The organism is bacterium (assembly GCA_021371935.1).
Classification (GTDB): Bacteria; Armatimonadota; UBA5829; order UBA5829; family UBA5829; genus UBA5829.
The window spans coordinates 97617-116346 of record JAJFVF010000006.1 but is presented as its reverse complement, the minus strand read 5'-3'; the positions used below and the strand labels follow the sequence as shown (position 1 = coordinate 116346).

The following is an 18730-nucleotide window of genomic DNA, read 5'->3' as shown; positions in this document are numbered from 1 at the left end:
TGATGTTTCGCAGTGCAAGCTTTCCGGCGCAAAAAGTCTACAACATCTTTCAATTTCTAACTTCCTGCCTATAACATGGTATAATGTGTGGCTGCTATATGAGCCCAGGAACGGAACAATTGATATATCGGCAAAGTCGAAATAAGTGGAATTTCATAGGCATGTGTATGTGGAGGGACTGATGAAGGGAAGCAGAGTTCGTTATCTTATTCCATTAGTCATCATAGCAGTCTGGGTAATAATATTGGCCAACGCCGGGCGTGCGGACACGGTATCCGATTCGTGGCCGGTGTGGCCTGAGTTTCATGCAGACATGATGCATATCGGGCGCAATCCGAATTCGAGCGACTTGGAGAATCCAGCTTCTTTGGATATAATCTGGGTCTTTCCACGCCCCGATGCAGATTATGCCTCTGAACTTGAGTCCGCAGTTGATGACACCGAATCCAATCCCAAAACAGGTTACAGTCATTTTCATACCGACAAAGGTATTTGGGATGAATGCACCGCAGAAGATGCCTGGTCATACAAATATGTGTTGGATGATGAGGACGATGAATACAGCGACAACTCTGTAGAATATGGCTATCATTCAATGAGTGCCGTTCCCTCGAATTATACTTCCATCACCTCAAAGACCTGGAAAATAGACACAGCGAGCTGGACTTTTCCGTATGGCGGCGAAGAATCCACTATGAAGTTGGGTTACTATTACATATATGTATGGGTCCCGACTGCTCCAGATGATGAGAATTTTTCATTTACCACCAAGGCCGTTTATACAGTCTACGATGACACCGGCAGCACCCAGATAACTTTCGACCAGTCTGATGGAGGCGGCTGGCAGCTTTTAAGCGACAGTCAGTTTTCATTCAAGGACGAGACCAAGACCAGCTATTACGGTGTCGAGCTTACCAATGTGACGGATCAGACTTACAATGAGATGCTGACCGATAGTGATAATAGTGATAGCAGCGATGATGACGACGACGATGATGATGATACACAGAGCAGTGTAGAAATTCGTGTTGCTGCCGATGCGGTCAAGTTCGTCAGGGGCACTGGCATGGAGATATATTCTTCGCCGGTCAGTGCCACAGTCGAATATTGCATGACCCATGATTCCAGCAAGGCGGACGAGTATGAAACGCAACAGGAAGATTATAATGGGCAGTCACCAGTGGTCTACATCGGAACTGTCGAAAAGCCGCTGGTCAGTGATGACGATGCTCCTGATACGGGTGCGGTCTACTGTGTAAACTCCGTCACTCCAATCAACGGCACGCTCGACGACAACCCCCAATATGAGGAGCTTTCCGAGAGGTTGGGCACAGCCATCTGGCGCTATCCATCGCGTGTGCTTGAGCCGGATGAAGAGCAGCCGTCATGGGAGCCGGAGCCAGATGCGGCTTATAAATATAAACGCAAGAATCCTATTGAAGGTCCGGTAGAGGGCGGTTTCTATTCCACTCCCACTCTTGCCCATGCGACAATTAACGGTGCCACCACGCTGGTGTGTTATATGACCGGCTGCGACAGACAGGTCTACGCTCTGGATGCCGAAACAGGCGAGCTTCTCTGGAAGGGCCCGGGCATGACTGTAGGCGAGCGGGCAGATACCGGATGGAATGAAATAACCAGTCGAGACGACGCTTTCGGCGGCAGCATTCGTTACTCCACCAATTCCACTGCGGTCACACGCTGGACTTTTGATTCAAGTAAGCTCGCAATGTCGAGAAGCAGCCAGGGAGATGGTTGGTCATACAGCGTATATGCCTGGATACCTCCTGTCGGCTATGGTGAAACATCCGCAAGGGGTAAAGGCAAATATGTTATTTCATACAATGGCAGTGATACAGCCACTGTAATAATCAACCAATCGAGCACATCAAACCAGGGCAAATGGGTGCAGCTCGGATCCTCATATTTCAACGTCAAAGAAGTCAGTCTCCAGCCGGTTACTTCAGGCAGGACTGTGGTTTCCGACGCTGTAATGATAGTCCCTGATACCATAGGCACATTCAGCTATTGCAGTCCGGTTGCCAATATCAGTAAGTCGCTGAATGAGTATGATGTCACCGGCACAGATACGACCAACATGATCGCCGACACCATTTTCGCCGTCACTGCAACCGGCAGAGTAATCTCTTTCAGCGCAGACGGCCTGCAGCAGGACAATCTCAGCGAGGTCAAATGGGTCTATCCGAAGATTCGGACCAAGGCTGAGATTACGGAACCGAGCGATGCGGATGCAGACCCGCTTGGCTCGATTGGTGCCACTCCGACTTATTGGTTTAAGAACAGCATAGGGCATCTGTTTGTTGCTGCTCTTGACGGCCATATCTATTGCCTCAATACATCAGACGGCAGCGAAGTGTGGACGTATTTCGACCAGGCTGAATCCGATTCATTTGGAGACGAAGTGACTGTGGGTGGTTTCACCTCGACTCCGACTATAGACGACTCAACCAGTCAACTCTTTATCGGCTCGGTAACCGGCTATTTCTACAGTATCAATGCAACGGATGGCAGCCTGATTTGGAGATATCCAGACAATGATACTGAGCCTCTCGGCGCATTCAGGTATTCGACCACTGTTGTCGGCGATGCTTCGGATGGCAAGACAGTGAATGGATCCGCTGAACTGCATCGTGCATGGATAGGCAGCACTGACGGCACTGTTTACAGTTTCAATGCGCAAAAAACCGGGGTTGATCTGGACAACCGCCGTCTATACGTATCATATCCCACATCGAGCACTCGCAAAATTCATGGTGGTGTTGATTACACTGAATTTAGCATTTCTCCGATCCAGGGGTCGGTTGCGTTCGATGCTGCGCCTGCCAGCAAAGACCCAACCTATTACACGCGGTCATCGGACAAGGCGAGTGTGGGCGTGGAAAACACAATGACCATGTATGCCGGTGACATGGAGGGCAGACTCTACTGGCTCAGCGCCAACTCAGGCCGCAGCGACTGGCGTTTTGACTCATCCAATCCGAATGCAACGCAGGCGGATCTTTCCCCTGGCGGAAATGAAAAGAATAGAAAGGGCAAGAACTATCAGTATTTCCAGACAATGGGCGAGCTTTTCTCGTCGCCCAACGTCACGCCGTTCAAATACGGGACTACAAGTAACCCGATAAGTTATGTTTATGTGGGCTGCTCGGATGGTCGGGTGTATGCTTTTTCGGATTATGGCGGTGCGTGGGGCGGCAGTTGGGCTGGTGGTTACTGGCCGTTCCCTGAAGACTCGATGAAGTCCGAGGGCTTGGAATCTGATCCTGAGGTCCAGTGCGAGATTTTCAAGAATGACTTTTATCAGAATTCCGTTAACAACGAGCCTAATCCTAAGGGAACAAAGCCCAGCACGGACCCTGACGGCAATCCTACCACCTTATACTACACACCTTACTCCTCAGACACAAATGCTTGGTATCACTACAACACTTCCGGCAATGAATGGATAGTAAGCCCGGATATGAAAATGATTACCAACGTGCCGACGAGCACGGGTACAGCATTCGATATGGATGTGGACAACCTGCTGAAGGATGCCGCCAAGGAGCAGCGTAAATTTTACTTTGGCGGCAGTGCCCGTACCAATGACACGCCTATCTACTTTGAGTGGGGCGAAACAATCAACATCATCCTGTGGAACCTGCCGGCCAGGAAAAATCTCAAGGGTAGGGGTTCTTCTGCGTTTAAGCTGTCAATGGCGAACGCCAGCGGTGGTTCCAGTGCGGGCAGCATCACGACGAGCACCAGGTTCAAAGTCAAAGAATACAATGTTTTATATGGCAGCACCGGCGATGATTTTGCGCCTTTGTTAAGGGATAGCAACGGCAAGACTGTCAGACGCACCTATGCATATCTTGCTCTCAAGATCAACTACAAGCGGTCCAACAACAATGATCCGCCGAGTCCCGGTCCGGGATGGACATTAAAGATATCTGTCACCAGCAGGGACGGCACCACATCGTCGTCTTCTTACACCACAAAGACCTATCCCATCGCACGCCTGATTTCGGGTAATCCGCCGACACCATTTGTTGCGGACGAGGTATATCAGGAGCAGGATATTGGTGTAAACAATCCCCTTGCCATCATGGACGACCAGGGGGAAACCTATGATGACAATAGCTGGATTACCGGAAAAACAAGCAGCACTAATGTTTCGATTGCCTGGCCGAACTCCAGTAGCACTACAACTGATTTCCGCGCTACGAGCGTTACTGCCTGGGGTTCATACGGCAAGTCCAGAAACGATCCAGAGGCGCATTATAACGGCAATGCCAAGCTGGATACTACCACAGATCTAACTACAGGCACTACAACCAACACGTACAGCAATAGCATTCTGCCGACAGTCGACCTGTGGGCGGTAAACCATGGCACCACTTCGCGTCAGGCGCGGCTTTGGGTAATGGACAGGAGCGCGACCGGCACTAATCAAAGCAAGTCGGGGAATTGGTATAAACTAGGCAGATTCAGAATAAGTGCTGACGAGCTTGGCTGGAATGGTGGTGAGACTGCAATTAAATATTCTGGCGGGGTCAAGTTCCCCTGGGAGTTCAGCATAGGTTCGGCTGATTACCCGAATATTTCAAAGCAGCATCAAAGTTATCAGAAGGCCAGCGATGGCGCTGATCCTTCAAACGGCAGCACCGAACTGCCGCGCGTATATGAGTCCGGTGAATCCAGTATAAAGCCTCCATTGGAGTACGATGATTGTATTTTGCGGCCTGATGCGGTGTATGTATCGATTGATGTGCCGCGTTTCCAACCCGCCAATATTTATGGTGCAGGCAAATCAAACTCGGGTTACAGCAAACGTATGAAGACTTATATTGATTCGGATGGTGATGGGAAGTGGGATTCCGGCAATGTGACCATCGGCAAACCCGCCACCTATCAGGAAGCGTATCGCAGGTTTTCCTGCGGCGTCAGGGTCCCGCCCGATCCAAAGATTGAGGTTGAGCAGCAGACTATCGATATTGGCCGTACGCCTCATGGACTGGGTTTAGGTCTAACTGATGCTCAGGCATTCAGCCCATACAATCCGAATCCGGATGTTTCTCAGTGGTTCAAGGAAGTCACCATCAAGAATGCGGGCAATGTGAACATACCCGATATGTATATAGGCCGCCAGGTTCGCCTATACAGCGATCAGGCAGGTTCAATTTCTCCGGTTCCCTATAACTGCATTACAAGTTCATTGGACTGGAGCGCTGACAGCCCATTCCAGGACTTCAAGGAATCTCCATTTACAACATCGATCACATCGTTAGATATAAACTCGGCATCTGCCAATTCAAATGCCTACTGCTATACGCTCACCAAGTCCAAGGTAGGCGATCCCGACCCAAGTATAATGACGATACCCGACAAGCGTAAATGGGATATGAACTTCTATGACAAGAGCACCACGCGTTACACCAAGGATTATACCGAAGGTGTGCTGACCAATCTCAACAGCGCGTTCGGCACGAGTCTCGATACAGACGAGCCGCTGCCTGTGAAGGTGAGCGTGGAGGTGCCGTTGACTCAGCCGATAGGAGCATATCGCAGTTATGACTTGGCATATGGTCTGCCTTACGTGCCTGTGTTTGCCGACCTTGATGGAGATGGTGTTCTTGACTTGAAATCAGAGCCTGTAGCCGAGACCAGCTTCCAGCTCAATTTAAGCGTACGTGAAAACCAGCTCACGGGCGGTGTCACCAAGTTGACTCTGCCGCAGATCGATATTCCTGATTCGGGCACCAATTTGACGCCGCGAGTGGGTGATTCCACTCCCGCTGCATTCAGGGATCCGGCTTCTGGAAGCATCTATTTATTCTGGTCAAGCAACAGGATGCTGGCCAGCAGCAGCGAGTATCCAACGAGTGCCAATGATTCCAACAGCACAGACTTTGCCAATGCGCCATGGTTTATCGATCGTGCCACATTAAACTGGGATAGTGGTAAGTGGGAACAGGCTGATGAGAATCGATGGTGGTCCGTGCCGACAGCAGGTTCATCGAATTCCATACTGCCGCCTACTGGCAAGCAGTGGCCTACTGATGTGTCTACTCCTATGAGGTGGACACTGGGCGGCAGTGACACTGACTTCTATTCGGTTCGTCACCATTCGCCTTCAATAGCCAACAGGCTCACATCCGACTCGGTAACCGGTTACACTCCAAGCTCAAGTTCATCAGGAAGCGCAAATTCCACGTGGCCCACGTGGCTGGCGTGGGCAGGTGACGCCGATGTAGAGAACAGCGACAATAAAGTCACACAGGATCATTTGATCTTCTATACGAATGTTACCGGAGGCGACGTCACTTCCGAAGATGCCACGATCAACTATATCAAGCATGATCCCATTACGATCAAGCGCTCACCAAGTATGGCTATTTATGGTGACAGAGCCTGGATGTTCTGGCAGGGCGAGAATGACGGCAAGCTCTCGCTTATGTATTCGACAAACGATACATCAAAGTTTTCGATAGACGGATGGGCTGATGACAATGTGCTTGCCGTGTCGGGTTGTCTGTCTTCGGTAAGTGCTCCAAACTGCATATTCCGCCGTTTCTGGGGTGACTTGAACACTAGCCCGGACTATTCCGGCTGCAAGGAGCTTCTGGATGTCATCTACGCGGGGACGAGCAAGTACACCCAGAACTCTGATATACTGCTGAGTCGTTATATCGCTGCAAATCAGAATGACATCAACAACCAGACTGATGCGACCATTAAGGAAGCACTGAGCAATGCTCTGCCGAGCAAAGTCGCTCGGTCCATGCCCAGAGTCTTTAACGAGAAGCTCAGGCGCGATCCCAAATACGGGTTCTATGCCTCGCAGCATCTGTCGTGGATAAAGCCGGATATGACATCGCTTGTTGCGGACAGTTGGGGCAGGGACGAATATACTGCATCCTCAACCGATGTGCCTTATATACATGTGCTGCTGCCCGAGGGCTACACTTTGCCTGACGGGACCACGATTAGCAGCGAATACATAGTAAGCGCCACTGACGGCAGCATCAGGTCTGTGAATGATGGTGATGACTGGAATGACGGGACCGAGGTAGTAGCAGCCTCAGCACCCAGCATTACATACGATGAAGCGACCGGCATATACACTTACGAATATGCCAGTGCTGAGACAACGGCAATATTGGGCAAGATGTTGATCGACTTTTCGGGTGGAGTAGTCCGGTTCACGCAGCCTCTTAACGAGGTCAAGGACGGTGACAGTTTCATTGCGCCGGAGGTTCGTGCGGACTATACTCCTCTGACCTGGCGTCTGACCACTGATGATGCTGTCGATAACAGTCCCAGGGCATTTATCGAGCGCACTGACATGAACTCGACGACAAACCCCGGCTTGTGCAAATTCGATGGCACGAGTGCGCCGGTAGACAGGTTGTGGGTGTTCTGGCGCAAAGCGGGGACCGGTGTCAAGACCAGCACTATATACTACAAGACCTATCGTGTCGGCATTGACCTAGCGGCGCTGGGCTATGACCCAATTCCGATGGTTACGCAGCGCAGTGTTTCGGGAGCTTCCGTGGGTCATGTCAACCCTTCGGCTGACCTGGCTATCGACAATGCCCGTGGTCCATGGGAGGTAAATCGAGCAGGGACCAAGATATATTTCAGTGAGGTCGACGAGCGTTATCAGTCATTAAATGGCGCGTTGTTTGATAATCCTCCAGCCGATATTAAGATCAAGTATACACCCAGTTCATCGAGTGGTACAGGCTCGCAGGTGACTGTGACTGCAAAGGACATATATTGGATTGAAGAGACACCCGAGCAGTCGCTTTTGGGCTTTTCTGCGGACGGAAATGTCAATGAAGACAGCATATATGCATTTGCGGACCCAGGATATCCAAACTCAAGTGGAACTTTCGTGGCTCCAACTTCTTCAAAGATATGGGTATTTTGGACAAGCACCCGTGGCGGCACCTCCGATTTGTTCTGGGAAACAGTGAGTCCGAGCTTTGCCGCCGATTAGTTCGGTTTGTAATACCGATGGCCCCGTGCATATGTGCGGGGCCGGAGGTAATTTTATTGACATTCTGCTGTGTTTGATGCTACGATATTCCTCGTGCATGTTGTTAATGGAGATTAGGAATTATATATGAGTCCGTCACCCAAATCCGCGCCTTCCGCAGTTGTAGGTTTGGACATCGGCACAGATACGATCAAGGTAGCCGAGGCCAAGAAAACCAAGGACGGGATAGCCATAACTGGTCTGGGCATTGCTCCCCTACCTGAAGGTGTGGTGGAAAACGAAGTAATTGTCGACCCCAAGGCTCTGGGCAGTGCAATTAAGTCTCTGCTGGCCGAGAGTGGAATAAAGACGAAAAAGAGCGTCAGTTCTGTGGCGGGGCAGTCACGGGTAGTCGTTCGTGTTATTGATGTTCCCAAGATGAGCGGCAAGGAATTGGCTGAGACGATCAAATGGGAAGTCGAGCGGCATGTTCCGTTTCCTCCGAATGAGATTGTGATGGATTTTCAGCCGGTGGAGCGGCCCAGTGCTGATCCTAACGCGCAGAACATGGAAGTGCTGCTTGCGGTTGCGCAGCAGGAGCTGATAGACAGTCATGTGCAGATGCTTATGGCGGCAGGTCTTAAGCCCATGGCGATAGATATAGAGTCTCTGGCTGCAAGCCGTGCGCTTGTGGAGACTTCCACCAACGGCGTAAAGGACGAAGTTGTCGCCATCGTCAACATTGGGGCACATAACACTGATCTCGGCATATTTGAAAAGGGTATTCTCACGTTTCCAAGTCCTCCGCTCGGCATAGCAGGTGCTACATTCACGCAGGAAATCGCCGAGGCTCTTGGTCAGAGCATTGAGCAGGCCGAGATTACGAAGAAGGAATACGCCGCGGTGGACCTGGACGGTTTTGCGGACAGTGCAGCCGATGACCAGAGTGGTTTCGACTTTGGTTCTGAGCCGACTTCTTTTGGCACTTCGGTTGGTCCTGAGGATTCAGCCGGTAGTTTTACGCTTGATATGGACGAACCCGGTTCTGCCCCAACTCCTGTATCAGGAGATGCGGACACCGAGGCGGTTCAGCCCGGAGGTTTTGCAAACACTATCGACGGTCCCGATTTCGGCTCCGATGATGCGCTTGGCGGGATCACATTCGGTTCACCCGAGTCTGCACCCTCAAAGCCTGCATTTGATCTTGACGGTGAACCGGATCAAGCAAGTCCTGCGTTTGATTTAGGGTCGGACGAACCGGAGGACGAGGGTCAGGCATTCGATCTGGGTGGTGGTGAGCCTGCGAGTGGACAGATAAAGCCGTCATTCGACCTTGATGACCAGGATGAAATGCCGTCGATGGACACTGAAAAGGTGGAGCCTAATTTCGATCTGAGTGACACCAGCAGGAATGCCGATCCCGGTGAAGAGGTGCTTGTGCCGGTGCCGGTGGCCAAGCCTGCTGGAAGTGGATCGATGGAAGAGAATGTTTTCAAAGCGATCTCGGGCGTGTTGACGGACCTTGCGGTCGAACTGCGACGTTCGCTTGATTATTACGGCACGAAGTATGCCAATCCTCCGCAGCGCATATATCTGTGTGGAGGGACGGCCAAAATGCCCAAGTTGGACAAGTTTCTGAGTAGAGAGCTTGGGGTGCCATGTGAAGTTGCTGATCCGATGAAGTATCTGAAGGTAGACGTGCCTTCGGCTTCACCGCAATATTTAAAGGACATCTCGCCGGTCTTTTCCGTATGTATAGGTCTGGCGATTAGAGATATGATCGGCTGAATTGTCGATCGATGGAGTAACGCAAGCAAATGATCAAAATAAACTTGCTGCCGCGTACAATAAACGAGAAGGCGGTCATCAGAAACACAGCGATAGCTTTTGGTGTAGTTCTGATCGCCATCATTGTAGGCGGATTTGTGTTTTCCACAAACCTGGGTAATCAGGTATCCCAAAAGGAATCTGAAGCTCAGGCGGCAGAGGCATGGCAGAGCAGGGTCGAGGGGATTCAAAAACAGGCTGCCGACCAGCAGGCCTCGGTCAAGCCGATCAAGGATAAGCTTGACTTTATCAATTCCGTTCTCAAATTCAACGGTGTATATCCAAAGCTCTTTTCCGATGTTGCCAAGTGGACTTATGAGAAGGTCATGTATACAGGCATGGCTTGTGATGGCACTCAGTTGGTAATCACGGCTCAAACGAAGAACCTCGATTATTTGGGCAGATACCTGCTGAACATGTATCGCGCAACCGACCTTTTTACCGAGGTTACAATTTCCGGTGTTCCGGGTTATGGCGATGCCGGCGCTGCCAGTGTGGCAAATGGTTTTCCGAACGGTATGCCGGGAGAGATGTCACCGCAGATGTCAGGTCCATCGTTTGATCCCGGCACTCAGTCATCTCTTGCCGGCATCAGTGCGATCAGCTCTTCTATGCAGAATATTCCTGGGGAAAAGGGTTGGATCAGCTTTACTGTGTTGTGTAAGCTCAAGACTCCCATAACGGCTCCTTCGTTTGCTGGAGCGGGTGGTTCAGCGCCTGTCGGCGCGCCGGGTGCAACGGGTATGCCATAACTAATTCGGCGGACGGTTAGTAAGGAATAATAATGAGTTTTTCCAAACTTAAACAGATACATGTCATAATCATTGGTGCTTTCCTATGCGTTCTTGCAATTGTCGGCGTATTTATGCTGCTTGTAAAGCCCAAGCAGGAGGCTGTGAAAGCCGCTCAGGCACGAGTTGATAAATGCACGCTTGCTAATTCGGCATCTGAGAACCAGGCCATCCAGAGTTTGAACAATGCGATCCGCGAGACAAATAGCATTCAGCAGATAATGAATGAACAGATGAAAAAGCGCATGCCAAACCTGAACTTTGCCCGCCGCGATCTTGGCATGCTTCAACTTTGGCACGAGCAAATAAGCACGCTTGGCCCACTGCTTGAGAACTTTGCAAAGGACAAGAATGTAAAGGTAATAAACGCCAAGTTTTCGCTTCCGGCGCCCCCGGCAAATCCGAATAATGCAATCTTCGATCAGGATGTGCTGGTATTTCAGCTCGGCACTGTTGTGGTTCAGGGCAGCTTCAAGGACCTGATGGCAAATATACAGCGGTGGAACAACTGCAGCAGACTAGTAATGGTATCACAGCCGATGCTTAGCGGGATTAGTCCGAATCTTACGGCGAGTTATGCTCTTACATGCTATATTTTCCCAGCTGCCAAGGGCGGCGAGAAGATTCAGATGGCAGGCACAGGGGAAGCTGGGGATGCAGCAGGTGCATCTCCTGGTATGACTATGCCTGGAGCGCCATAAGATGGTGCTGATATTGGGAGTTGAACTTTAATGGATTGGCTTAAAGATAAAAAGAACCAGCCGATAATCGCGGTTATCGCGGCAGTGATAATCGTGGCTGTGTTTGTGTTTTTGCTTCGTCCAATGATTTTCGGTGGTGGTTCAAGCGAGGACACTGCAGCCCAGACGTCACCGGATATGACGGGACAGCCTACTACAGATCCGAATATGACGGGACAGCAGGGCGCGGACCCGAATATGATGGGGCAGCCAACTGCATCCCCATCTCCTGATGCAAATACAGCGGCTCAACCGGCTCAGAGCGATCAGGTTTCCAGTGGCGCAACTCCCATGGAGGCATGGAGGTCTGACCCGTTTCTTCCCGTAGGCTATAAGGCGCCGAAGAAGCGTGTTGTGAGAAAACTGCCGATTGCAGATTTTCCTTTTCCGACTGTTCTATTGCCAAAGACAGATATACAAAAGACTGAATATCAAGAGGCTCAGCAGCCGGTCAGGCGAATGGCAGGGTTGTTGCTTAACAAGCGAGTTTATGCGATCATAGAGACAAATGGTTCAACTGAGATTGTCCAGCCAGGTCAGCAGCTGAAGGATCACCTGGCGGTTGTTGAGAAGATAGAGCAGGACAAGGTAATCCTTAAGACGACGGATAAGAAACCCAGATATATAGTTGTAAGAATGGCTTCCTCGCCAAAAAACGATATTGGCACGGGTGCAGTTTCGGGTGAGACAGGTCTCATCGGCGGTGGCGCACCTCAAAAGCAGCGAGGAGTCAGACTGCCGCCGACAATGTGAAGTGATCTATGCTCATAAGCGGAACCTTGATTTGTGATAGCAAGTCAAACCAAATGTAGGCTTCAGCTTGAGATATGGTATTGTATGTGTAGTATGCGCAGGAGGATTAAAATGGGCAAGCAATTAAAGGGGTTAATTGTTGCGCTGATAATAGCGGCAGCAGCCTCGGGGCTGATGTGTTCTGCAGGCTTTGCCGCAGCGGACAAGGGTGAGCCTGTCACTATTGAATTAAAGGATATTGATGTAAAGACTGCTATTGATGCGTTGTTCAGCGGCACAGGCATCGGCTATGCTGTTGATTCTCAGGTGGCAGGTGTTGTCTCATCATTTTCGGTTAAGGACACGCCTTTCGAGGTAGCGCTAAAGACATTAGTAAAGGCAAACGGCCTTGTATATCGTCTTGACAACGGCATCTATATCATCAGCAAGAAGCCCGAGCAGACCGATATGAATCGCCCCGTCGATATTCAGAGTGAGATTCCGCAGGTTGATACGACCACGACATCCGAGTCGATTATCGACAAGGTTGCACTAAACCACACCGGCGCGAGCGAGCTGCTCAATATGATGAATGGTAATACCAACAACACTAACGGTTTTGGCACGAGTGGTTTTGGCAGCAGCAGTAGTTTCGGTAGTATTGGCGGCAGCAGCGGCTTTGGCAGCAGTGGCGGCTTTGGCAGCAGCGGTGGCAGCTGGGGTAGCAGCAGCGGCAGCAGTGGCGGCTGGGGCAGCAGCAGTGGCAGCAGTGGCAGAAGCTGGTAGGATGCTTAATATTATAAAGATTTGTGCCCTTTAACCGGAGGAGGAAATAGTAGATGCTTCAAATATTAAAGCCATGGCATATATCAAGGGTCAGGGCTTTGCTGGTTGCCGTAATGGCTCTCGCAGTATTTATACTTGCGGGCGCAGCGGATGCGATTTCACTACAAATCAAGGACCTTCCGCTCAAGGAAGTGGTAATGCTGCTTACCCAGCAGAGCGGTACAAACATAGTCATAGCGGATGACTCCAAGCTGGATAAAAAGGTAACAGCTTCTCTGAATGATATTTCTATTGAGAAGGCGCTTGATTATGTAGTGAAGGGTGCAGGAGTTTCTTATAAAAAGACAAACGACGGCACATATATAATTGGTGCAGCAATCGATGATGAACCTGCTGTATCGCTGACAGACGTGGCTGCCTCGCTTCCTCCGGTCGAGGTTCCTGCATATCAATCTGTGAGCAATCAGAACAAGCAAGTTGTTGTTGTGAAGCTTATTCATTCCAAGCCCAGTGAATTATTGAGGCTTATCGGATGGGAGGGCAGGAATCCGCTGCCCAACTGTGACTCTATATGTCCCGAAGGCTTTGGTAATGGATATACGATCAGGGAGACAGTCAGGCCGTTGACAACAATCAACAATGACGGTCAGATATTCGATCCCATGTCGAACATACGAAATCAGAACAGCCAGCCGGTTGTTCCGTCAATTGATCCGAGCAGTCTGAGCCGTGGATCGGGAAGAGCAGCCGATCAAGTGACGGGTGCATCGCAATATCCTAATGCAGGTGCTATGCGACCTGGTGGTTATGCTCCCGGCGGCGGCAATTATAATCAAGGCGGCTATGGTGGTCAGACGCCATACTCCAGGCAAGGTGCCACACCTTCTTCATCCAGCACATCCGGCAATGACAGTTTTCTCATGCCGGATGGAATAGATGATGTAAAACCATTCGACCTTGATAACTCGATCATCGTAAAAGGCACCGAGGACGGCATCGAGGATTTCAAGAGGATCGTACGTATGCTCGATGTTCCTCCGAAGCAGGTTCAGATCAAGGCTGAGTTTATCGAGGTTACAACAACCGACATCAAAAAATTCGGAATCGACTGGAGCCTTGAAAGGATCAATGAGAGTTTCAACACATCATTTAATCCTGAAGGCAATGTAGTCATCGGTTTTACCAGTGGCAACCTTACTGCTCAGCTCAAAGCTCAGCTTACGAGCGAAGTCGGACGGATTATCAACTCACCGATTATTTCGACAATAAACAACCAGACGGGTTATATACAGATATCGGACGTTATACCTTATTGGCAGAGCGTAACGGTAGTTTCAGACAGCACCACAAACACTTCCTATTCGGTGAACTATATCGAGATCCAAAGCATATTAGCGGTTTTGCCACGGGTTAACGGAGATGGTACGATTACGATGACTCTATACCCGCAGGTAGCTGACACAGGAACTATATATACAGGTCCTGACGGCACTCAGATTCCTGAAGAGCGCACGCAGTCGCTGTCTTGTCAGAGGCGAGTATCAAATGGTGAGACCGTTGTAATTGGCGGGTTTGTCAGGAAGTCCGATTCCAACTCCTACAAGAGTATTCCAATTCTCTGCGATCTGCCGATTGTTGGCAGTCTGTTCAGAACTCACTCAAACACGACCGAGGATCGTGAACTATTGATCTTTGTTACACCGACCATCATCTCTCCATCTGGCACGGGTGTGGTGGGCGAGTCTCTTGTTCCGTAATCATAGAGTGTAATGATATGATTAAGGGGGTTGCACTATTGCAATCCCCTTTGTTCCATGTACACGGGTTGTTAGGAAAATGGCTGAAATCAGTGTTAACCTAAATGAACGCTCATACGTTATTACGATAGGTGCTGGAATCCTGGCACGTGTGGGAGAGGTCGTCTCTTCCGTGTGCGCTCCAACATCCGCAGCTGTTATTTCAAATCCGACAGTTGCAGGACATTATGCAGCGGAGGTAGTTGCGAGCCTTGAGCATGCAGGCATCCGCACACATACGATAATATTACCAACTGGTGAGCGCTTCAAGACTCTGCACAGTGTGAGCAGGATATACGACGGCCTGTTGGATATGAAGATGGACCGCCGAGGTGTTGTAGTGGCGCTGGGCGGTGGTGTGATCGGAGACATAGCCGGGTTTGCCGCAGCCACATATATGCGCGGCATCGATTTCGTTCAAGTTCCAACGACACTTCTGGCCCAGGTGGATGCAAGCGTTGGCGGCAAAACCGGGGTCGATCTGCCCAGGGGCAAGAACCTTGTCGGAGCTTTTCACCAGCCGAGAGCCGTGGTGATGGATATAGAGACGTTGCGCACGCTTCCGATGCGCGAGCTGCGTTCGGGTTTTGCCGAGGTTGTCAAGCATGGTATAATTTACGACCGGGAGTATTTTGATTATATCGACACCAATGCCAAGGCTCTGCTGGCTCGGGATATGGACAAACTCGAACATACGGTATGCAGGTCAGTGGAAATCAAGCGCGATGTCGTCCAGTCTGATGAGCGTGAGTCGGGCATCAGAGCAATACTGAACTACGGTCACACACTCGGTCATTCAATAGAAGTCCTGAGTGGTTATGGCAAGTACAGGCATGGCGAGGCGTCTTCAATAGGTATGGTAACCGAGGCGCTGTTGGCCGAGGAAAACTCCTTTGCGCAACAGGGCATAACAGATAAGATATCAGCGGTTCTGAGCAAGATGCGCCTGCCGGTGAAGTTCGATGCTTCTCTGAATACAAGTGATGTTATAAGTGCAATCGAGCTGGACAAGAAGACTATGGGCGGCGCAATACGTCTTGCGCTGCCGGTCAAGTTAGGCGAGTGCAGAATCGTGTCAAACATAGACCGCGAAATGATCGCTCGTGCGATAGACAAACACAAGGCATTGTTCTCATGATGAGATTTATCCTGGACATTGCGATTGCTGTGTGGATAATATTAATGGGTGTGCTTTTCGTTCTGAGCCCGTTTTTGGAACTGCTGTCTGTGAGCCGATGCGTATATATAGTTGTTCTTGGGTTGTGCATGACTGGTGCTGCTATATCGGTCATGCTGGCGATTTCGTGCAAGAGGCGCGGGAGATCTGAGACTTGATAGGACATATTGTGAATCATAGGTACGAAGTTTTAGAGAAGATGGGCGATGGACCGGTCTTCTCCGTGTACAAGGCTCGCGACAAGGTGCTCAACCGTCTGGTTGCATTAAAAGTGTTGGCAAAGGATCTGCGGGCGGACAGTGATTGCACTCAAACTATGCTTTCCGGCTACCGCAGTGCTGCTTCACTTGCGCATCCCAATATTGTCAGGGTGCTTGATGTGGACCAAACCGACACTGAGTTTTTTGTTGCTTGCGAGTTTGCCCGTGGGACAAATGTCAAGGAGCGGATTCGCAGAGCTGGTCCAATACCAGCACCCAATGCATTGGATATCATTCTGCCAGTGCTTACTGCAGTCGAGTATGCGCATGCAAGCCGTGTTGTCCATGGTGACATAGCGCCGCAGGACATAATTGTCAGTCCCGACGGCGAGGTGAAATTGACCGATTTCGGTCTGTGGCCAACAGTAAGCGGGTGCCGAGCTGCGGCGGACAAATGCGCAATGCGTTCGGTTCACTATCAAGCGCCCGAGATCACGGAGGGCGGGACTCCGACTCCTCAGGCGGATGTCTATTCAATAGGCGTTATCCTCTATGAGATGCTCACAGGCCAACTGCCGTTTAGTGGCGCAACAGCCATAGCTGTGGCTTTAAAGAAAGTCAAGGAAGTGCCTACTCCTCCGCGTTCAATAAACACTGCCATTCCCAAGTCTCTGAGTGATATTGTAATGCGTGCAATTGAAGCATCTTCTCAAGATCGTTATCAAAGCATTTCGGCTATGCTTGCCGATATCAAGGCTGTCAGCGAGTCTATGAGGACAGGCCACCCAACAGTAGTAAACCCATCGCGCCACATAGCCGCGCCCACCGACGAGTCTCGATCCGAAGAGCAGCTCTTGAAAAAGAACTTCATTTGGCTGGTTGTAGTTTTTGTGGCCGTTGTAGTGCTCTTCCTTGGGATGACGATGTATGTCATAGGTGGCAAGTCGCAGATCAAGGTGCCTCCGCTGCTGGGCAAGACATGGGATGAGGCGCAGTTTATTGCGGACGAAAACAACATCAAGCTCGTCGATGATGGCAGAGCCTTTAGCGATACCTATGCGGCGGGTCAGATATGTGATGTAAACCCGGCCACGGGCTCAACGGTATCTAAGGACAATCCCATAGTAAAGGTAAAGATAAGTACGGGTCCGAGTATGGTTGAGATACCTGACCTCACGGGTCTTCCAGAAACGCAGGCCAATGAGACCGCCGTACATGCAGGTTTTACCATAGGCAGGGTGAAGCAGGAATACAGTGAGAGTGCGCCAGCAAACACGGTTATCTCTCAAGATCCGCCAGAGGGTGTGAAGCGTGCTCCCGGCAGCGCAATAGATATTGTTTTAAGCAATGGTTCCAAGCCGGAGGATGATGAGAACGAAAATACAACTACACCAGCTTCGTCCGAAAGGCAGCATCGCTATAAAGTCAAAGTCGAGGTTCCCGCTGATGCCGATGGCGAGCAGGAGGTCCAGATAGTGGTCGACGACAGCCGTGGTGAGACGACTGCATATTCTGAAAACCGCAGTCCCGGTGACCGCTTTACCGAGACCGTGACCGCATATGGCGACAATGCATCCATTAAAGTATATGTGGGTGGAGAACTGGTCAAGGAGTTTTCGGCTGGAGGCGGCAGCCAGGAGTGAGTATGAGCAGATTGATAATTGCGCCGTCGCTGCTGTCGGCAGATTTTAGCAATTTGAGCAAGGATGTAATGGCGGCTCAGGAGGGTGGGGCGGACGGGCTTCACTGCGATATCATGGACGGCCACTTCGTCCCGAACATCACATTCGGTCCGATGGTGGTGAAGGCGGTCAGGAAGATCACGAGCATGCCGCTTTATGTGCACCTGATGATCGAGCAGCCCGAGCGCTATATCGAAGACTTTGTGAGTGCGGGAGCAAGCGAGATCACGGTTCATGCCGAAGCCTGCAAGCATCTGCACCGCACCATTGGTTCCATCAAGGCACTGGGCGTGCCTGCCGGAGTCGCATTGAACCCACACACACCACTGTGTGTCCTGGAAAATGTAATAACCGACCTGGATGTAGTTTTAATTATGACCGTAAACCCCGGTTTTGGCGGGCAGAGCTTTATTGAGACAATGCTGCCCAAGATATCCAAAGCACGTGAAATGGCTGAAGAAGCAGGCGTTGACATAGATATAGCGGTTGACGGGGGCATCGATGTGAACACTGCTCCGAAAGTCGTTAGAGCCGGGGCAAATGTGCTTGTCGCGGGTTCTTCCGTATTCGGCAACTGCAAGGGTATTATGCAGGCCTGTGCAGATATAAGGTCTGCAGCCGAGAGCGCGCTTTTAGTCGGGGAAATATGAAATGCCCGGATCATTCATCCAATGGCTGGCTCTGGTCGGCATAGTCGCAATACCGACTGTCTTTCTCGTTGAACTGCGCAAATGGCAATCGCCCGGCTCCGTTGTCGGCAGACGCCTACGTATACTTCGCGTAATACTGATATCGATCCTCGAATTGCTGCTTATCATGATCCTTGCGGGTGGATGGGTTGCTCTTCACGTGAGCAAACTCGCCGAGCTGATATATTGGTTCATCTGCATTCTGCTGGGTCTGGCTGTAGTTGTATTAGCGACATTCGATTTGCTGGCTGTGATGAAAGGCTACTCATCGGTTAAAAGCGTTCTGCGCGGTGTTGAAAAGGACGAGCGCAAGTGACACATGAAGA

Annotated in this window: 11 protein-coding genes; all 11 read left to right on the top strand. The window is 50.6% G+C overall.

Annotated elements, in window-relative coordinates; translation table 11 throughout:
* Window positions 1-181: 181 nt before the first annotated feature.
* Entirely contained in the window at window positions 182-8005 is a 7824-nt protein-coding gene (locus LLG46_04895) for a PQQ-binding-like beta-propeller repeat protein (protein MCE5322640.1), read from the top strand.
* Between the two features lie 126 nt (window positions 8006-8131).
* Window positions 8132-9772 carry a type IV pilus assembly protein PilM gene (pilM, locus tag LLG46_04890; GenBank protein ID MCE5322639.1) on the top strand — a complete coding sequence of 547 codons (1641 nt, stop codon included), beginning with the start codon at window positions 8132-8134 and terminating at the stop codon, window positions 9770-9772.
* Between the two features lie 29 nt (window positions 9773-9801).
* Window positions 9802-10563, top strand: coding sequence for a hypothetical protein (locus LLG46_04885; protein ID MCE5322638.1), 762 nt, complete (start codon window positions 9802-9804; stop codon window positions 10561-10563).
* 32 nt (window positions 10564-10595) lie between these two features.
* Window positions 10596-11303 carry a hypothetical protein gene (locus LLG46_04880; protein ID MCE5322637.1) on the top strand — a complete coding sequence of 236 codons (708 nt, stop codon included), beginning with the start codon at window positions 10596-10598 and terminating at the stop codon, window positions 11301-11303.
* Window positions 11304-11333: 30 nt separating this feature from the next.
* A complete protein-coding gene (locus tag LLG46_04875) occupies window positions 11334-12095 on the top strand; it encodes a hypothetical protein (protein MCE5322636.1) in 762 nt (253 codons plus the stop codon).
* 111 nt (window positions 12096-12206) lie between these two features.
* Window positions 12207-12860 (top strand): hypothetical protein, encoded by a 654-nt coding sequence (locus LLG46_04870; GenBank protein MCE5322635.1) that lies wholly within the window; start codon window positions 12207-12209, stop codon window positions 12858-12860.
* 53 nt (window positions 12861-12913) lie between these two features.
* Window positions 12914-14617: a secretin and TonB N-terminal domain-containing protein gene (locus LLG46_04865; GenBank protein ID MCE5322634.1), complete on the top strand. Its 1704-nt coding sequence runs from the start codon at window positions 12914-12916 to the stop codon at window positions 14615-14617.
* Between the two features lie 79 nt (window positions 14618-14696).
* Window positions 14697-15794: a 3-dehydroquinate synthase gene (gene aroB / locus LLG46_04860; GenBank protein MCE5322633.1), complete on the top strand. Its 1098-nt coding sequence runs from the start codon at window positions 14697-14699 to the stop codon at window positions 15792-15794.
* 208 nt (window positions 15795-16002) lie between these two features.
* Window positions 16003-17676 carry a protein kinase gene (locus LLG46_04855; protein ID MCE5322632.1) on the top strand — a complete coding sequence of 558 codons (1674 nt, stop codon included), beginning with the start codon at window positions 16003-16005 and terminating at the stop codon, window positions 17674-17676.
* A 2-nt stretch (window positions 17677-17678) separates the two neighbouring features.
* Window positions 17679-18365: a ribulose-phosphate 3-epimerase gene (rpe, locus tag LLG46_04850; protein MCE5322631.1), complete on the top strand. Its 687-nt coding sequence runs from the start codon at window positions 17679-17681 to the stop codon at window positions 18363-18365.
* A gap of 1 nt (window position 18366) precedes the next feature.
* Window positions 18367-18720: a hypothetical protein gene (locus LLG46_04845; GenBank protein MCE5322630.1), complete on the top strand. Its 354-nt coding sequence runs from the start codon at window positions 18367-18369 to the stop codon at window positions 18718-18720.
* The last annotated feature ends 10 nt before the right edge of the window (window positions 18721-18730 follow it).

What these genes read in the sequence shown, in the direction of transcription:
- pilM (MCE5322639.1), top strand. Translation starts at nt 8,132, where the DNA reads ATGAGTCCGTCACCCAAATCCGCGCCTTCCGCAGTTGTAGGTTTGGAC.
- LLG46_04865 (MCE5322634.1), top strand. Translation starts at nt 12,914, where the DNA reads ATGCTTCAAATATTAAAGCCATGGCATATATCAAGGGTCAGGGCTTTG.
- LLG46_04870 (MCE5322635.1), top strand. Translation starts at nt 12,207, where the DNA reads ATGGGCAAGCAATTAAAGGGGTTAATTGTTGCGCTGATAATAGCGGCA.
- LLG46_04875 (MCE5322636.1), top strand. Translation starts at nt 11,334, where the DNA reads ATGGATTGGCTTAAAGATAAAAAGAACCAGCCGATAATCGCGGTTATC.
- aroB (MCE5322633.1), top strand. Translation starts at nt 14,697, where the DNA reads ATGGCTGAAATCAGTGTTAACCTAAATGAACGCTCATACGTTATTACG.
- LLG46_04880 (MCE5322637.1), top strand. Translation starts at nt 10,596, where the DNA reads ATGAGTTTTTCCAAACTTAAACAGATACATGTCATAATCATTGGTGCT.
- rpe (MCE5322631.1), top strand. Translation starts at nt 17,679, where the DNA reads ATGAGCAGATTGATAATTGCGCCGTCGCTGCTGTCGGCAGATTTTAGC.
- LLG46_04885 (MCE5322638.1), top strand. Translation starts at nt 9,802, where the DNA reads ATGATCAAAATAAACTTGCTGCCGCGTACAATAAACGAGAAGGCGGTC.
- LLG46_04845 (MCE5322630.1), top strand. Translation starts at nt 18,367, where the DNA reads ATGCCCGGATCATTCATCCAATGGCTGGCTCTGGTCGGCATAGTCGCA.
- LLG46_04895 (MCE5322640.1), top strand. Translation starts at nt 182, where the DNA reads ATGAAGGGAAGCAGAGTTCGTTATCTTATTCCATTAGTCATCATAGCA.